Origin of the sequence: Micromonospora sp. NPDC049497 (assembly GCF_044465805.1) — a bacterium.
Taxonomy (GTDB): Bacteria; Actinomycetota; Actinomycetes; order Mycobacteriales; family Micromonosporaceae; genus Micromonospora.
The window spans coordinates 92,953-108,501 of record NZ_JBITMC010000008.1; the positions used below are offsets into that span (position 1 = coordinate 92,953).

Consider the following 15,549-nt stretch of genomic DNA (forward strand, 5'->3'; position numbering starts at 1 on the left):
ACCCAATCTAGAACCGATCAATCCCTTCTTGCACGTTGGTTCGCTATCAGGGTCAGCAGGGCGGCGTGTGTCTGTTCGTCGGCCGCCACGACCAGACCGCCCGCACCGGTGTGGAGAGGTTGGCCGTCGATCCCGGTCACCACGCAGCCGGCCGCCTGACAGAGGGCGATGCCGGCCGCGAAGTGGACACTGTCGCTCAGGTGGCCATCGGTGACGTACGCGGCTCGTCGGCCGGCAGCGACCCAGGCCACCGCCAGGGTGGTGGAGACGACACGCGGGCGGAACTGCTCGACGAATCCTTCGTCGGCAAGTAGCCGTGCGGCCCGGAAGACACCCTCGTTGGGGAACGGGGGATCGAGGTTGACGTCCACCAGCTTCGACGTGGCCGACGGGGCAAGTGGCTCGTCCACGCCGTCGCTACGCACGTACGCCGCGGCACCGTCGGTCCAGAACACCTCATCGGTGAACGGGTCCGCCGAGGCTGCCACGACGACCTGCGTCCCGATTCGGAGGGCCACGTTGACCGAGACGAGCATGGTGCGTACGGCGTAGTTCAGCGTCCCGCACAACGGGTCGACCAGCCACAAGCGGCCGTTCCCGCCGGTCCCCGTACGCCCGCTCTCCTCTCCCAGCACGAGGTCGTCCGGCCGGGCAGCGCGCAGGACGTCGAGGATGGCCCGCTCCGCTTCGATGTCGGCCGACGTGGCGAAGTCGCCCGCGGATTTCTCGAAGCGTGTCAGCGACGACCCGTAGTGCGAGCGCACGACCGCAGCGCCGGCCACCGCGGCCTCGATGACCAGATCTCGGTCGGTGATCGACATGTACGCACCATAGATACCGTCCCGGTTCGGTGCGCCTCGAGCTCACACATCAGCGGTCGTCGGCCACCTTCCAGCGACCCGGTCGCGGCACAAGCCCCACCCCGCGAGGCGCAGGAACGCTCAGTGAGCCTTCTTCGAGCGGATGGTCGTGTTGTCGCCGAAAGCTGCCGCGAGTGCCTTCGCGATCAAGTCGGGTAGATCGCTGCGACCGTCGTCCTTCGCCCACCGCACCAGCGCGGTGTGCATGGCGGCCAGGGAGGCGCTGGCCGCCGCCGCGGCCTGGAAGGCCGTGTCGGGATCGGCGGCCTCGTCCCCGAGGCCGTCCACGATGGCTTGTTGAAGCACGTAGTGGTTGTCCAGGTGGCGGGCGCGGAGGGCGGGCGTCGAGATCATCAGCCTCAGGCGCGCCAGCAGGAGCCGGTCGTCGCCGGAGGTCAGCGTTCGCGCTGAGTCGACGAGCGCGCTGCCGATGCGGCGCACGAGGGGCTGCCCGGCCGGTGTCGCGGCGATCCGTTCGGCGACCAGCGGGCCGTTCTGATCGAACAGCACGAGGTCCTCCTTTGTCGGGAAGTGCCGGTACACCGTCATCGCAGACACCCCCGCGGCCTCGGCGACGTCGTTCACGGTCGTGCCGTCATATCCGCGCTCGACGAACAACCGCACCGCATGCGCCTGGATCATGCGCTGCGTCTCAGCCCGTCGTTGCTCCCGGAGTGTTGGGTGTCGTTCAACCATGTGATAGACACTACCGTGCTGATAGTTGCTAACAGATAGGGAGTAGCTAACGTCATGAAGGACCTGATCGGCAGGACCGCCTTGGTGACCGGCGCATCGCGTGGCATAGGGCAGGCAATCGCGATCCGCCTGGCGGCGCGGGGAGCAGTGGTCATCGCGCACTTCGGTAGGGACAAGGACGGCGCGACGGCGACGGTTGACAAGATCGTGCGGGACGGTGGAACGGCCTGTGCTGTCGGAGCGGAACTGGGCGTGGACGGAGATGTCGAGACACTGTTTGCGGGGGTCGAGGCCAGCCTGGCTGGGCAGCCGCTGGACATCGTCGTCAACAACGCGGCGGCGCCACCCGCCGGGCCGCTCGGCGCCACGACACGGGCAGCCTTCGACCATCTGTTCGCGGTCAACGTGCGAGCGCCGTACTTCATCATCGAGCGGGCGTTGCCCCTGCTCCGCGACGGCGGCCGGATCATCACGGTCTCGTCCGTGGCGACCAGGATGGCCAACGCCCCCCAGACCTCGTTCGCCATGACCAAGGGCGCGGTCGAGACGATGACCCTGACCTTGGCCAATCAACTCGGCGTCCGAGGCATCACGGTGAACGCGGTCGCGCCCGGCGCCACCCGGACCGCGACCAACGGGCCGGTCTTCGAGACACCGGGTCTGGCCGAACTGATCACCGGAATGACGGCACTCGACCGGCTGGGCGGGCCCGGCGACATCGCCGAGGTGGTCGCGTTCCTCGCCTCCGACGCCGCGCGCTGGGTTACCGGACAGGTCATCGACGCGAGTGGCGGCCTGTTCCTGGGCCCGCGCGCCTGACCACCAACGGTGTTCGCCGGTGGTAGGACTACGGACAGTTCACCGGATCCTGGGTGCTGGACTGTACGGAGTACGGCCTCGACGGGTCCTCGACTGTCCGCCGAGGCGAGTGGCACTTCGGGTACGCGTTGGGCGGGCGGGCGACCACCGATGTCTGGATCCTGCCCGGGGTCGAGCACGGCGTCAGCGTACGGTTTCCCGATCCCGCCGCCGGTGCGGGCGTGTGGCGCTCGACGTGGGTGGGACCGGGCCAGCGTCGCACCCACATGTTCCTGGCGTGCCGCGTCGAAGGGCAGATCGTGCTCGACGGCGGCGATCTGCGCTGGACCTTCTCCGACATCGAGGTCGATGCGTTCCGCTGGAGTAACCAGGCGCAGCAGCCGGACGGCACGTGGCGGCTGCAACAGACGTTCCGGGTCTGGCGACAGAGCTGACGCGCGAGGTGGCCCGGGCCTTGGTCGGTGACCTCGGCCCGGGCTCTGTGGCGGAACTCAGTTCACGGCGATGTAGAGCCGTTGGCCGGCAGGTCGGTAGCCGGCGCGCTCGTAGATCCGCCACGATTCCTCGCCCGAGGCCTCCAGCCAGGCGATCTCCACGCCTGCGGTGAACAGCCGCCGGGTTGTCTCGGCGGTGATCGCGCCCGCCAGTCCCTGGCGGCGGTAGGGCTTGCGAACGGCGATGCCGGCGACCTCACTCACCGCGCCGGCGGGTGGGACCGCCCCGCCACCTCCTGCGCAGGTGCCGTCGTCGGTGACGGCCATGACGGCCACGCCTCCGGCGTCCTGCTGACGTCGGAGGCGATCCACGTCAGCCTCGGAGGCCACCGGGTCGCCGCCGAAGGCTTCGTTCTGCGCGCTGATCAGCGCGGCGCGCTGGGAATCGGTGTCCGGTTCGTACAGACGGAGGTGGTCGAGTGTGGGTGGTGCCGTCACTGTGTGGGGCAGGCAGAGCAGGTAGGTGTGCCGGGCTTCCACGATGAAGCCTGCGGCGGTGAGAAGTGCTTCCAGGTTGGGGGCGCAGCTGGTGACGTACTCCAGGCGGGGTTTGCGATCAGCCGCCTGGAAGGCTGCGACCAGGGCGGTGACGTCGGCCGCGGTGATGACAGCACCGGGACGCGGCGTCGCGTAGTTGATGTAGGGACTGGTCGTAGTCGGATCCATCCCGATCACGAACGGCCCCACCTCCACGGGCGCGGGTCGGTTGGACAGGTTGGCGACGACGGACTGCTGGATGCGGGCATCCATGATCAACGTAAACCTCGATGCATGAGAGAAGCTGTGGTGCGCGGAAAGAAGCGTCGGACCGCTCATCCGTGACAGAGCCGCGCGACGATCAGTCGTCGCGTGGTCAACACTCAGGCGGCCGCTCGGCCTACCCGGATCACAGGCGTCATTCCCTCATGCAGAGTGCCCACGCCGATCGCGTGGTCGGCCGCCAAGGTTGCCGCAACCGGCTTGACCGTGTCAACCCCGCAGAACCGGCCGGCCAGCCGAGCGATGAGTTTCGGGTCGTGCGGAGGTCGTATCTGTAGGACCGCTGGCAGACTGACGCGCTCGTACCGGAGGAGACGCATGGCGAAGCTCATCTACTCGATGGTCACCTCGCTCGATGGCTACGCCGAGGCGGCGGAGGGCGGCCTCGGCGCCGGGGCCGACGATCAGGAGGTGCACACCTTCATCAACGACCTCTTCCGGCCCGTCGGTACGTACCTCTACGGCCGACGGATGTACGAGACGATGGTCTACTGGGAGACCGCGCACAACGAGCCCGACCAGCCGCCGTACATCCTGCAGTACGCCCGAGACTGGCAGGCCGCGGAGAAGATCGTGTACTCCACGACGCTGGAGTCGGTGTCCAGCGCGAAGACCAGGATCGAGCGGACCTTCGACCCGGCCGCGGTGCGTACGCTCAAGGCCGAGGCTGATCAGGACCTCACCGTCGACGGCCCGAACCTCGCGGCCCAGGCGATCGCGGCCGGGCTGGTGGACGAGTACCACCTGTTCATCACCACGAGCGTGGTCGGCGGCGGCAAGCGGTTCTTTCCCGACGGCGTGCGCCTCGACCTCGATCTGGTCGAGGAGCGTGCCTTCGACAGCGGGCTGATCTACGCGCGCTACCGGACCCGCTGAGCCGCACGTCGAGGACCAAGGACTGAGGATTGCGGGGAGCGGGCAGTGGCACTGGCGGACGGTGACTCGGCAGTAGCGGTCGACCCGAGGGGCATGCTTCTGCCGATGACAGCGGGTCGCAGCCCCCGTACGGTGGCGCCGTGGCGACTTTTTGGACCTTGGGATGCGATGCCGATGATCCCCAGCGGATCGCTGCCTTCTGGGCGCTGGCCCTCGGCTACGTCAAGGAATCCGGTTTCGACGAGCCCGACAACGCATCCATCGTCGACCCGGATGGCCGCGGCCCTGCCATTGCTTTCCTGAAGGTGCCAGAGGGCAAGTCCAGCAAGAATCGCATGCATATCGATGTCCGGGTGGCCGGTCCAGGCCCCTGGGACATGGCCGAGCGCGCCCGACTGATCCGGCAGAAAGTGCCCGAGTTGGTTGCCGCCGGCGCGACGGTGGTCCGCGAGGAGTGGTACGGCGACGTCCTCGGGCACGTCGTCATGCAGGACCCCGAGGGCAACGAGTTCTGCGTCGCTTGATGCCATGATCAGTGGCGTATTCCGGTATCCGGATCTGCCGCCGGTCGCGCGACTCGCGCCGCGCTCGGCACGGCCGTCGCCCCGGCGACTGGTGTGTGGGCTCAGGTTCCGATTCGGATGCTCAGCTGGGCGCCGAGCTGGCGGAATCCCAGCGCCCGCGCCACTCGGCGGGAGGGTTCCGGGCGGGCCCCCCACTGCGGCAGCAGATGGTTCGCCACGCCGTCTGCGGCTGCTACGGAGGCAACGGCACGTGCCAGCCCGCGCCCGCGGTGATTCGGCGCTCTTCCTACGCTGGTGCACCCACCAGGTCCTTGATCCGTTCGCCATGGCGCGGGTGGACATCGAGCGGTACGTGCGCTGGCTGCAGGACGTACGCCGGCACCAACCCTCGACAGTCTCGCGACGCCTGTCGGTCGTGGTCAACTTCTATCGGGTCTGCGTCATCGACGCCATCCTGGAGCACTCGCCGGCCGACTACGTCCGTCGGCCCACGGTCCCGGCACTGCACCGGTGTGCCGTCGTCGTGGAGCTGCGCCGCGGCCAGGATCCGATCTCAGGTGCCGTCCGCCGTCCAGCGGCGCAGCGTTCGTGGCACGTCTTCCACGGCCCGAAACGTTCCGGCAGGTCACGCCACGGAGCGCCCGTGCGCAGCTTCCACAGAATCAGCCGCTACTCAGCAGGCGCGGGGGCAACCAGACCCGGGCGGTCCGCCGCCTGGATTCCGGAGCCCGGGATAACCGAACGGGTCATTGTTGCTGCGCTCCGACGAGCGTAGAGATGGTGTGAGAGCCGTCACTAGCCTTCAGAGGCGATCATGCGCAGAGCCGGCACCCTACTCGTGGTCCTCGTCGTCGCCCTCAGCCTCGCCACGCCCGCCCTGGCCGGGCCGTACCCCTCCCCGTCGCACGACTTCTCCCACCCCGGCACCACGCACGTGAACCGGCCGCTGTTCAGCCGTACGGGTGGTCAGGCGGACCGGGCCCTCCTCGTGATCTACATCCGCTGGGACGACGTCGACTACCCGGGCGACTTCGACGCCACGACGGTCGCCCGGCGCTACTTCGGCACCGGCTTCCCCAGCACCACGTTCCCGAGCGTCGGCGACTTCTTCCGGCGGTTGTCCTTCAACGACCTGTTCGTCTTCCCGGCCTCAGAGAACGAGGGGATGGCACAGGACGGCGTCGTGCAGGTGCACTATCCCGGGACGAAGGCGCAATTCTTCGCCACGCCGATCCCGCAGCGCAACAAGGCGCTGCTCCAGCTCGCCGATCCCTACTTCGACTATTCGACCTACGACGTCGACGGGAACGGTCGGCTCGACAACCAAGAGATCGTCGTCAACATGCTCGAGGCGGAACCCAGTCTCCCGCTGGGTGAGGGCTGTGGGCTGACCGCCGCCGTGGACCCTGTCACGCTGGACGGCACCAACCTCAACGCCCTGCTCGTGCCCCTGGTCAACACCGCGACCAACCTGATCACGATCATCCACGAGAACGGCCACGCCCTGACCGACATGGCGGACCTCTACGGCTTCGGCGCCGGCCGGCTCGACTTCGCCGGACCCACCTGCGGGCTGCCGGACACGTCCCTGTTCGCGCCGAACTCCTGGACGAAGATGCACCTGGGCTGGATCACGCCGACCGTGGTGGAGGCCGATGGCTTCTACGACCTCCGGAGGGCCGACACGACCGGCGACTCCTTCATCCTGTACGACCCAGACCGCGGCACGGACGACTACTTCATCCTGGAGAACCGCGAACGGACGCCCGGTAGCTACGACCAGGACGCCAGCGACTCCGGGCTGGTCATCTGGCGCGTCAACGACAGCTCGTTGGGCGTTGCCACCGGCCGGAGACCGATCGAGCCGATGCTGCCCGACGGTACGACGACCCCCTCGAACAACTACGGTGGGTCGACCCGCGACGCCTGGGATCCCTCCGACCCCGACACCCCCCAGCGGACGATGCACCGGGAATGGGCCGACGGGACACCGACCGGCGTGGCTGTCCGAGCGATCGGGCCCCGGGGCGGGACGATCCGGGCGTACTTCGACGTGCCCGGACCCGGCATTCTGGTCGACACCTACCCGGTGGACCAGGCAGGCCCGGTCCGCGCCGTCGCGGGGCGCGCGCGCACGATCGATGTCCCGATCATGAACACGGCTGAGTCCGGCTGCGACACGTTCTTCTTCGAGCCCGTCAACCTGCCGTCGGGCTGGACGATGACGCGGGGAGCCCGGATCCTCTGCGCCGGCGAGACCTCCTTCGCCCGGATGACCCTCACCCCGAACGCCGACGCCGCTATCGGCACGTACGACATCGCAATCCGAGGCTGGAGCCAGACCAACTCGGCCGTCGTGACGACCTCTCCGTTGAGGGTCGAGGTCGTGCTCAGGAACACCCGGCTCGACCTCGCCGGGTTGCTCGCGCTGGCACCGGCCGGCTCCACGCCCACCTTCTCCGCCCGGCTCGCGCCCGAGGACGACCCCAGCGCCGGTGTCGCGGGAGCCACCATGACGTTCACCCTCACCCGCGACGATCTCGTCGCGTTCACCGCCACCGCCACCACCGACGCGAAGGGCCTGGCAACGGTGAGCGCACCGCCGGATCTGCCGCCCGGCAGCTACGAGCTCACCTTTGAGACCCAGCGCTTCGGGCAGTTCGCGCCCGCGGCGTCGACGGTCCCCTTCGTGATCCGCACACCGACCCAGGTGATCCAGGACATCGCCGACCACCTCACCGCGATGCTGCCGGACGTCACGCCGACCGCACGGTCCGCCCTGCTCTCGGCACGTGACCAGCTCATCGGCAAGCACGGCGGCGCGTCCACCAACGGAGCCGTGGACGCCTTGCTGGCCGAGGACCCGGTTGCCGCCCTCACCAAGCTCAGCCGTGCGACGTCGTACCTGCTCACCGCGGAGTCGCGCGGCGCGTCGGTGACTACCGAGCTGCGGCAGGTCGGGCTCACCGGCGAAGCGATCGCCAGGACCCAGCTGGCGAGGGCGCAGGAGGCCAGCCCGGCGTCGACCCAGGAGCTCGAGAGGATCGCGGACCTGATCGCCACCGGTCGCAGTCGGCTGGAGGCTGCGAACTACGACGAGGCGCTGACAAGCTTCAAACAGGCGGTCGCCAAGGCTGCAAGCCTGCTGCGGTGATCGGGGGCAGCCTGGTCCGGTCGCGGGTGCCGTCATACGAGCTGGGCGCTACAGATGCCGCCTCGTATGACGTCCCCGCGCCGACGACCGACCATCGGCAGAGTCGGGGCTCGGCCTCGCGGCCCCCTTCGGTCTCGCCGCACCGGTGCCGGTGGTCTACGGCATCACCGGACTTTCTTGGCAGGCGCAGGACGGGGCCTTCAGCTACCTCATGGCTGGACTTCTCGCGGCAGGGATCAATGTCGCGGCGATCCGCCGCGTCCGGGCATCCTCAACCGCCGCCCCAGCAGCGGCTTTCGGCACCCACCCATGATCCGGGCTGCTGAAAATTCCACGCTGACGCACTGATTTGCCGCAGAGCGGGCGGGTTACGGGACATCGCGTACAGGTCCGGCACTGTTGGGCCGTGGTACATCATCCTGGTCGGTCGTCGTCGACCTGCTGGACCTGATCGTGGTCACGGCATCAGATGGACGCGGATCCGTCTGGCCGTAACCGCCGCATCCTCCAGGACGGCCAGACGGGGCTCGGCGGATTCGAGCAGGTGTGGATGACGCAGCAGTGCCAGTGGCGACAGACGCCGGTCTGTCAGCACCGCGTCGATCATCGACCGGTCGCCGCCACAGACCAGGGCACTGACTGCATCGTGAGGGTCGGCGATAACACCGGGCGCATAGGGCAGCATGATCCGCGCGGCGATGTCCGCAGCCCGCTGAGTAGCAGCCTGGGCCTGGTTGGCGCGGCGACGTGCGTAGCGCTGCTGCGAGGAACCGCCGGCCGCGGTGTGACCCTGCACGTAGAAGCGCTCGACCTTGGAGACGGTGATGGTCGTTCCGTCCGCGACACCGGCGGCAACCGCGCCCTTACGGGCCAGCAGCACGGCGATCCGGGGCGGTCGGAGGGTGCGGGCCAGCAGCGTGTCGACATCCTTAGGGTCGGCAAGCCCCGGCGGCGGATACAGCGTGGCGGTATCACCGTTGCTCACGCCGGTCAAGACGAGGCCCTGCTCGGTGGCGCCGTCGTGGCGGCTGTAGAAGCCGTCGAGCCAACCACGAATCCGTTCCGGTGAGATCTCCACCCACCGCCCGCCACCCGCGGCGGGTCGCGCCTTCACCACGTGAACACCACCTATCGGGAACGGCCGGCCTGCACCCACCATGCTCACATGAAGCGGGTCGCGCCATCGAACACAGCTCAGCTGATGCTCGGTTCTGCCGATGAGAGTGCGTCGCGGTCGCTGTTGTACCGATGTGAGTTCGCCGAGAAGTGGCCGTGAGCGCCGGCCTGGCCGCACAGGTTTTGCATGGCGACCGTACTTCTCGGCGATGTGCGGGTCCGCTGGCAGACGCTGATTGTCGGCGGGCTACAGGCTGTTGATTCGGGCCAGTAGGTCTGCCTCGGTCAGGTTTTCCAGGACCGCGTCCTGCTTGCGGCCCAGGACCGCCAGCAGCTTCTCCTTCTCCAGCTTCTTGGCCGCCGCCGCCTTCGCCGCCTGGTCCTCCGTGAGGCGGACGGCGATGACGTGCTTGACGACCTCCAGCTTGGTCTCCAAGGCTGCCTTGGCCGGATTGGCCTCGGTGGCCACGAACGACTCGGTGTCGACGGCCTTGAGCTCGGCGTTGACTGCCTTGGCCACATCATCGAGGCTGAAGCCGGACCTGGCGGTTAGCGGAAGCTCCCACAGCTGTTCCGTGGTCAGCAGTCCCTTGGCCGACGGATAGCGGAACTTCTCCCGTGTGGCCTTCTCGAAAATGGTCACGGTAGCCTCTCTGGGATATCTGGATAGGGAATCAGAACTGGATGCTGATGAGGCGGCGCCGGCCGCCGGTCATGGTCACCTTGGCGACCACAGAGCTGCGGACCGTGGAGCTGAAGCCGAGGCCGGAAAGCTGATCCGGAGACGGCTCGCACTTGGTGCGGTCGCCGAGAACCTCGAACACCTTGCGGTGCGGTTGCAGGTCGCTGCGGAGGAACTCGTTGTAGATCCCCCGCGTCGGCTGGTCGTTCACGCACCCCTTCAGGATGAAGAAGTAGTGCCGGTTGCCGACCTCGTTGTCGTCGAAGTAGTTCGGCGAGTACATGATGGTTGACACCGGTACGAACTGTTCGGTGGTGATGCCCCACAACTCCTTGCCCGCAGTGCCCGGCTGCACGTCCTTACCCGGCCGGAAAGCGGTGATCACCCCGCCGACAACCGTCATCCGGCCCACCTCGACGGTCTCCTTGTGGCCGACCGCGCGCTCGTGGCTGTAATGCTCGATCTTCCCGTTACTCTCGGTCTCGATCACGAAGCCGACCTGGGTGCTGTCCCGCTTGCGGTACTGGTTCACCTCGATCCGGTACTCACCGTCGGGGACACGGTCGGTCCAGGTGACGTTCTCCACCGGCTCACGGGAGAGCGTCCCGCTGGCGTTCATGTCGACGTCCAGCTTGTTGCGCTTCTCCTGGTACCAGATGTGGTCGCCGTTGGGTTCGTACACGTGCAGGTCTAGGTCGTCGTGGTTGAGCCAGGACAGGCTCACCCGCAGCTTGCCGGTGACGTTGCCGCCGGCCCGCTTGACCTTCTCCCTGATCGAGTCGGTGACGTTGCCGCCGTACGACCAGCCGAAATCGTTGTCCCACTTGAACAACCGCGGAGCAGCCGGGTGCCGGCCGGTGGTGAGGCTGACGAGGTGCGGCTCGTAGGTGTTGGCGACCCACAGGTCGATGGTGGCGGCGCCGGGCAGGATGTCCTTCATGAAGGAGACCACGGGAATCTCCTCCGGCTTGGCGTCGCGAAGGAGCGCACCTGACGACCGGGTGGTGGCCGCCTGCATGAGCAGCCCTTCGATGCCGTCCTTCATCCGTGCCTGTGTGTCGTTGTCGACCCACAGCACGTTGGTGACCGACACGTCGGACAGCCGGGCGAACCGTCGCTGCAACGACTCCTCAATGCCCAGCTCGGCAATGGTCCTCATGGCGGCCTTGACCATGCCCGGGGTGATCAACGCCGTGGGGCGCTGGTAATTCTGCGGCGCCACCTTCGCCTCGAACGACCGGACCGCCTGCTCCAGGTCGACGCCCGCGGAGAGATCCTGGACGAGGGTGCCGATCACCGTGTTGCGGAACCGGGCCGCCGGGTTCATGGCGTTGGCGAAGACGAAGGCACGCCGGTCGGTCGCCTGGGTCCACCGGTTCTGCAGCGAGCGGAACTCGGTCACCGCCCGGCGATGCTCCGCGCCGCGGTAGAGGGCGTTGTCGTCGACGAGGTCGACGACGGTGTCCAGAGCGTGCCGGGTCAGCTCGGCCAGGCCACGCTGGAAGACCTGCACCGCGGCGTCAAAGTTGCCCTGTGCCGCGCCGACGTCCTCGATGCGATGCCGCTTCTCCACCCGGCCGTGCAGGTGGTGCCACACCTCGACCTGGCCGTCGCGCAGCGTTCGGGTGGTCTTCGTCCCGTACTGCGCCTGAGTGGACCGGAAGATGGTGGACAACGGAAGCGAAAGAACGAACTCGTCCAGAGCGGCTGCGACGACGGAGAAGACCGGGTCGGATGCCGACCCCCCGGACCAGACGGTACGGACCCGCCCGTCGTGGATCTCGACGACGTTGCCGAAGTGCTTGATGAAACCGCGGCAGGTCGAGCAGTCGTACTCGGATCGCTCACGGAACCGCAGATTGGTGCCGGCGGGGAAGGAACCGAGAAAGGTGAGCCAGAGTGAGTCCCGGTCAAGACCGTCGCCGACGGCGTACAACTCACCCCTGGACATCGTGGACAGGCGCGAAGTCACATCCGCCACGAACTGCTGGAAATCGCCCACCGTTTCATCCCCCTAGATCGCCGGAGATCCTACGCAGCGATCGCCAATCGGAGAAACGCGATTCCGGCTGTCTGCACGGTCACAGACGGGCGCCGGTGGCCGGCGGCCAGTCGACCGGAGCGCGTACGGCAGTGGGATGCCGGGCCGGCGGTCAGCAGTGTCCGCCAGTTGGCCGGTGGCGCCGTTGAGTACATCCCGGCTCACGCTGTGGTTGCCTTCCCGGGCACCGGCAGGCCTGGGTGGCCGAACAACTTCTCAGGCACACCAGGCTCGCACCGAGGGACCGTGTGAACGCGCGCTCGATTAGGTGCTCGCTCATGCCGCGATCCGCGCGTCCAACGGGTCGCGGTCGGTCCGTCGCTGATCGACAGCTCGGTGAGCTCCATCGAGTCCAAAGGGTTCGTTCGAGGTGCGTCCCCCTATTCCTGCGCGTCGAGGTCGCGTAGTGCGAAGCGGAGATGCTCCCACTCCTCGTCGAAGATCACGTGGAGGCAGTGCAGGATCGGCTCCTCATGTTCGGGTGACCACGCGGTCGGCCGAGGCTCGGCGAGCAGATCCGGCGTGACGTTCGCGAGGAAGTCCCGCACCATGGCCTGCCGCCCGGCACGCAGATCGAGCACCTCGGCGAGGCTCGGCTGCGCCGTGGCAAAGACCGACATGTCAAATCCATCCGTCTCGTACTCGGCGTGCGGCTGCCCGAGCGGATGGAAGGGCTGCGGCAGGCGCAGGATGGCCTTGCCGAGCCATGCGTCGGTGGCGAGCGCGAGGTGGCGCAGGGTCTGCGCGAACGACCACTCGCCATCGACCGAGACGTCGCTGGTGCCCTCGGGCATCGACTCAACCCGGTCGACCGCGGCCGCCCAGGCCCGCTCCAGTGCCGTCCACGCCGTGCGCAGGCCATCGGGATCCTTGGCGTTCTTCAGCTCGCGCCCCGGAAACCGCCGGTTGAGTTCGACCTCAACGAGCGGCACGACGTCGACACCGTTGATCAGCAGTGTGCCGTCCGCAAGCCACGGCGCATCGATATCGAGCCCGCGCACATCGACGCCGCGCATCACCGCACCGGCCAACGTCGACCTGTTGAACCGGGCGCCCCGCAGGTCCCTGTCGACGAACGTTGTGACGTCGCCCTGGGCCATGACACCCCTCCCTCCCGTTGTCGATCGCGGCGATGCTAGCGGCCGGGGCCGACAACCGGCTGGGGGAGCGTCGGTGGGGACTACCGGTACGCGGCGACCCTGTCACCGTCGTGGGCCGTGTCGGCTTCGGGAATCCGCACGGCCTTGACCAGCAGCCACACCGCGAACGACAGTTCCGCGACGGCCGCAGGGGTCATGGCGAACGGTGAGATGTCTGCGCCGAAGTCGGGGGCAAGGAGGCGCGCGAACACGTCCACGAGGTGACCGAGGCATCCGATCATCAGCAGGACGCCCAACATCTTGGGGAAGTAGCCCGACCTGACGACCAGGTAGCCCAGCGGCAGGAGCCACAGGCCGAAGTACGTCTGGGCGATGAGGTACCCGTTGTGTTGCAGGTCGGCGAACAGCAGGGTGAGCTGGGCCGAACCTGTCGGGCCGAAGGTGGCGGTGTGGTCCTCGCCGGTGGCGACCGTCAGCGCCGCATTCTGGTTGAGGAGGTTCAGGCTTTGAATCGCGACGCTGACCGCCACGAAGGTGACCATCGCCGCGGCAGCCGGCTGGTTGACGTGCTTGAGGAGCAGGTACAGGGCCATGCCCGTCAACAGAAAGACCGTGGCCCCCAGCAGTTCGCTGACGAAGCCGACGCGAAACAGGGTGGCCGAGTCGCGAATGTTGTCGGTCGTGGCAGTTGCGTCCTCGGACTCGACGATGCTCGCGTTCACCAGCCCGGCGAAGATGGTGAACACGGCGACGATCAGGTACAGGGCTCCCGCGATCCTCGCGAGCGTCTTCGGTGTGGTCACGGTTGGTCCTCCATTGGTTCATGCCCTGTGGAACAGCCGGGGAAGCATCCTGGACGTACCTCGACCGCTCACGTCGCCCCGTCGGCGTGCGCGAGGGCCGACGGGGTCAGCCGGCCGACGATGGCCGGGGCCTCTCGGACGAGAGCGTCGTTCGCCACCGCCTCGACCATGAAACGGGCGTAGTCCACGCGGCGGGTCAGGTTGCTGGCCAGGACAGGGTCACCGACGTGCCGGCTCCACACCGGCAGGCCCTGACCGTCACCCTCCTCCAGGTCGCTGCCCCGCACGACCGTCCAGTCGGTGTCACTGGCAAAGATCCTGCGGCACGCCTCCACCTGGTCGTCCACGTCCACGACACGGGCAAGCTTCGCCAGTCGGCCGAACACGGCCGCGTACATCTTGAACTTTCGCGTGTACACGTCCTGTTCATCGCGGGCGACGTGCCAACCGCAGGAGAACACCAGGCGGGCGGCCGGACGCGCGTGGTCGAGCACAGCCTGGGCGGTACCGGAGGCATAGTGGCGCACCCCCCACGGCACCAACACCGTGAGCACCGCATCGCATTCGCGCACCGCCCGTGCGATCACCGCACGGTCGTCGGTCGCTCCGGGGAACACCGTGATCCGTCCCGCGAAATCGGCAAGCTTGTGGACGCTCTGCTCCCGGCACACACCCGCGACCTCGTAACCCTGGTCCAACGCGTGCTGCACCATGTAGCGACCGAGTTTCCCGGATGCGCCGACGATGCACACCCTCTTTCCCGCACCCGGCTTCTCGACTGCGTCCAAACCGATTAATTCCATACCTGCTCCTCCGCACGTCGCCATCAGCCTTACGCTGTAAGGTATAGCCTTACGATGTAAGGCTGTCAAGGTGTTCGAACAGCCTGAGTAGGAGGGCCCTCGTGACAACGGAACCAGCCGGCACGCCCACGCCCACGCCCCGCCGCAACTCGCTCAGCAAGGACGGGGTGCTCCGCGCGGCGGTCGCTCTGGCGGACGAGGCCGGCACCGATGCGCTGAGCATGCGCAGGCTCGCCGAGCGGCTCGGCGTCGAGGCCATGTCGCTGTACCACCACTTCCGCAAGAAGGACGCGATCCTCGACGGCATGGTCGACCTGGTCTTCGAGGAGATCGAGCTCCCCTCGGACGACGCCGACTGGCGGGCCGCGATGCGACGGCGGGCAGTCTCGATGCGCGCCGCACTGGTGCGCCACCCGTGGGCGATCAGCCTGATGGACTCACGGACAAACCCCGGCCACGCGACGCTGCGTCACCACAACGCGGTGATCGGCTGCCTTCGGTCGGGCGGCTTCTCGATCGCCGGTGCGGCGCACGCGGTCTCGGTGTTGGACAGCTACCTCTACGGGTTCGCGCTCCAGGAGCTCAGCCTGCCCTTCACGTCATCCGTCGACCTCGAAAACGTGGCAGGCTCGATTCTGAAACAGATGCCCCGCGATGAGTTCCCGCACCTCACCGAGATGATCGTCGACCGCGCCCTGAAACCTGGTTACGCGTACGCCGAGGAGTTCGACATCGGGCTCGACCTGATCCTCGACGGGCTGGAGCGACACCGCGAGGGCTGGCGGTGACCGTCGGCACCCGAGCTCCCCACGAGCACGCGGA

The 15,549-nt window shown here is 67.8% G+C and carries 16 protein-coding genes and 1 pseudogene; 6 read left to right on the plus strand and 11 right to left on the minus strand.

The genetic code is table 11. The features are described from left to right. Nucleotides 1-17: 17 nt before the first annotated feature. Together ACIBR0_RS14005 and ACIBR0_RS14010 are read right to left on the minus strand one after the other, a co-directional pair. Nucleotides 18-821: an inositol monophosphatase family protein gene (locus ACIBR0_RS14005; protein ID WP_396715499.1), complete on the minus strand. Its 804-nt coding sequence runs from the start codon at nucleotides 819-821 to the stop codon at nucleotides 18-20. A 120-nt stretch (nucleotides 822-941) separates the two neighbouring features. Next, nucleotides 942-1,556: a TetR/AcrR family transcriptional regulator gene (locus ACIBR0_RS14010; RefSeq protein WP_396715501.1), complete on the minus strand. Its 615-nt coding sequence runs from the start codon at nucleotides 1,554-1,556 to the stop codon at nucleotides 942-944. A gap of 54 nt (nucleotides 1,557-1,610) precedes the next feature. Between ACIBR0_RS14010 and ACIBR0_RS14015 the strand changes: the two genes are divergently transcribed. Beyond that, nucleotides 1,611-2,375, plus strand: a complete 765-nt coding sequence (locus ACIBR0_RS14015; RefSeq protein WP_396715503.1) for an SDR family NAD(P)-dependent oxidoreductase — start codon at nucleotides 1,611-1,613, stop codon at nucleotides 2,373-2,375. A gap of 53 nt (nucleotides 2,376-2,428) precedes the next feature. Beyond that, on the plus strand, nucleotides 2,429-2,809 hold the full coding sequence (locus ACIBR0_RS14020) for a hypothetical protein (protein ID WP_396715505.1): 381 nt from the start codon (nucleotides 2,429-2,431) through the stop codon (nucleotides 2,807-2,809). A 57-nt stretch (nucleotides 2,810-2,866) separates the two neighbouring features. On the opposite strand, the gene ACIBR0_RS14025 is transcribed toward ACIBR0_RS14020, so the two are convergent. Then, nucleotides 2,867-3,619 (minus strand): GNAT family N-acetyltransferase, encoded by a 753-nt coding sequence (locus ACIBR0_RS14025; protein ID WP_396715507.1) that lies wholly within the window; start codon nucleotides 3,617-3,619, stop codon nucleotides 2,867-2,869. A gap of 327 nt (nucleotides 3,620-3,946) precedes the next feature. Between ACIBR0_RS14025 and ACIBR0_RS14030 the strand changes: the two genes are divergently transcribed. Continuing rightward, nucleotides 3,947-4,504, plus strand: a complete 558-nt coding sequence (locus tag ACIBR0_RS14030; RefSeq protein ID WP_396715509.1) for a dihydrofolate reductase family protein — start codon at nucleotides 3,947-3,949, stop codon at nucleotides 4,502-4,504. Between the two features lie 140 nt (nucleotides 4,505-4,644). Next, nucleotides 4,645-5,028 (plus strand): VOC family protein, encoded by a 384-nt coding sequence (locus ACIBR0_RS14035; protein ID WP_396715511.1) that lies wholly within the window; start codon nucleotides 4,645-4,647, stop codon nucleotides 5,026-5,028. Nucleotides 5,029-5,129: 101 nt separating this feature from the next. Here ACIBR0_RS14035 and ACIBR0_RS14040 read toward each other — a convergent pair whose 3' ends face one another. Both ACIBR0_RS14040 and ACIBR0_RS14045 read right to left on the minus strand, forming a co-directional pair. Next, the gene (locus ACIBR0_RS14040) at nucleotides 5,130-5,423 is read right to left on the minus strand and encodes a GNAT family N-acetyltransferase (RefSeq protein ID WP_396715780.1); all 294 of its coding nucleotides are present in this window, start codon (nucleotides 5,421-5,423) and stop codon (nucleotides 5,130-5,132) included. 161 nt (nucleotides 5,424-5,584) lie between these two features. Then, a pseudogene (locus ACIBR0_RS14045) lies at nucleotides 5,585-5,691 on the minus strand (transposase); the annotation flags it as partial. Nucleotides 5,692-5,842: 151 nt separating this feature from the next. Between ACIBR0_RS14045 and ACIBR0_RS14050 the strand changes: the two are divergent. After that, entirely contained in the window at nucleotides 5,843-8,182 is a 2,340-nt protein-coding gene (locus tag ACIBR0_RS14050; protein WP_396715513.1) for a hypothetical protein, read from the plus strand. Nucleotides 8,183-8,639: 457 nt separating this feature from the next. Here ACIBR0_RS14050 and ACIBR0_RS14055 read toward each other — a convergent pair whose 3' ends face one another. The 6 genes from ACIBR0_RS14055 to ACIBR0_RS14080 all read right to left on the minus strand — a co-directional run bounded on the left by ACIBR0_RS14055 (nucleotide 8,640) and on the right by ACIBR0_RS14080 (nucleotide 14,727). Beyond that, nucleotides 8,640-9,299: an acVLRF1 family peptidyl-tRNA hydrolase gene (locus ACIBR0_RS14055; RefSeq protein ID WP_396715515.1), complete on the minus strand. Its 660-nt coding sequence runs from the start codon at nucleotides 9,297-9,299 to the stop codon at nucleotides 8,640-8,642. A gap of 246 nt (nucleotides 9,300-9,545) precedes the next feature. Then, a complete protein-coding gene (locus ACIBR0_RS14060; protein WP_396715517.1) occupies nucleotides 9,546-9,941 on the minus strand; it encodes a hypothetical protein in 396 nt (131 codons plus the stop codon). Nucleotides 9,942-9,972: 31 nt separating this feature from the next. Next, nucleotides 9,973-11,982 (minus strand): hypothetical protein, encoded by a 2,010-nt coding sequence (locus tag ACIBR0_RS14065; RefSeq protein ID WP_396715519.1) that lies wholly within the window; start codon nucleotides 11,980-11,982, stop codon nucleotides 9,973-9,975. A gap of 419 nt (nucleotides 11,983-12,401) precedes the next feature. Beyond that, nucleotides 12,402-13,121: a DinB family protein gene (locus tag ACIBR0_RS14070; RefSeq protein WP_396715521.1), complete on the minus strand. Its 720-nt coding sequence runs from the start codon at nucleotides 13,119-13,121 to the stop codon at nucleotides 12,402-12,404. Between the two features lie 80 nt (nucleotides 13,122-13,201). Further along, nucleotides 13,202-13,924 carry a DUF4386 domain-containing protein gene (locus tag ACIBR0_RS14075; RefSeq protein ID WP_396715523.1) on the minus strand — a complete coding sequence of 241 codons (723 nt, stop codon included), beginning with the start codon at nucleotides 13,922-13,924 and terminating at the stop codon, nucleotides 13,202-13,204. Between the two features lie 68 nt (nucleotides 13,925-13,992). Continuing rightward, nucleotides 13,993-14,727, minus strand: a complete 735-nt coding sequence (locus ACIBR0_RS14080) for an NAD(P)-dependent oxidoreductase (protein ID WP_396715782.1) — start codon at nucleotides 14,725-14,727, stop codon at nucleotides 13,993-13,995. Between the two features lie 101 nt (nucleotides 14,728-14,828). Here ACIBR0_RS14080 and ACIBR0_RS14085 point away from each other — a divergent pair, with 101 nt between their 5' ends. Further along, on the plus strand, nucleotides 14,829-15,515 hold the full coding sequence (locus ACIBR0_RS14085; protein WP_396715525.1) for a TetR/AcrR family transcriptional regulator: 687 nt from the start codon (nucleotides 14,829-14,831) through the stop codon (nucleotides 15,513-15,515). Nucleotides 15,516-15,549: the final 34 nt, after the last annotated feature.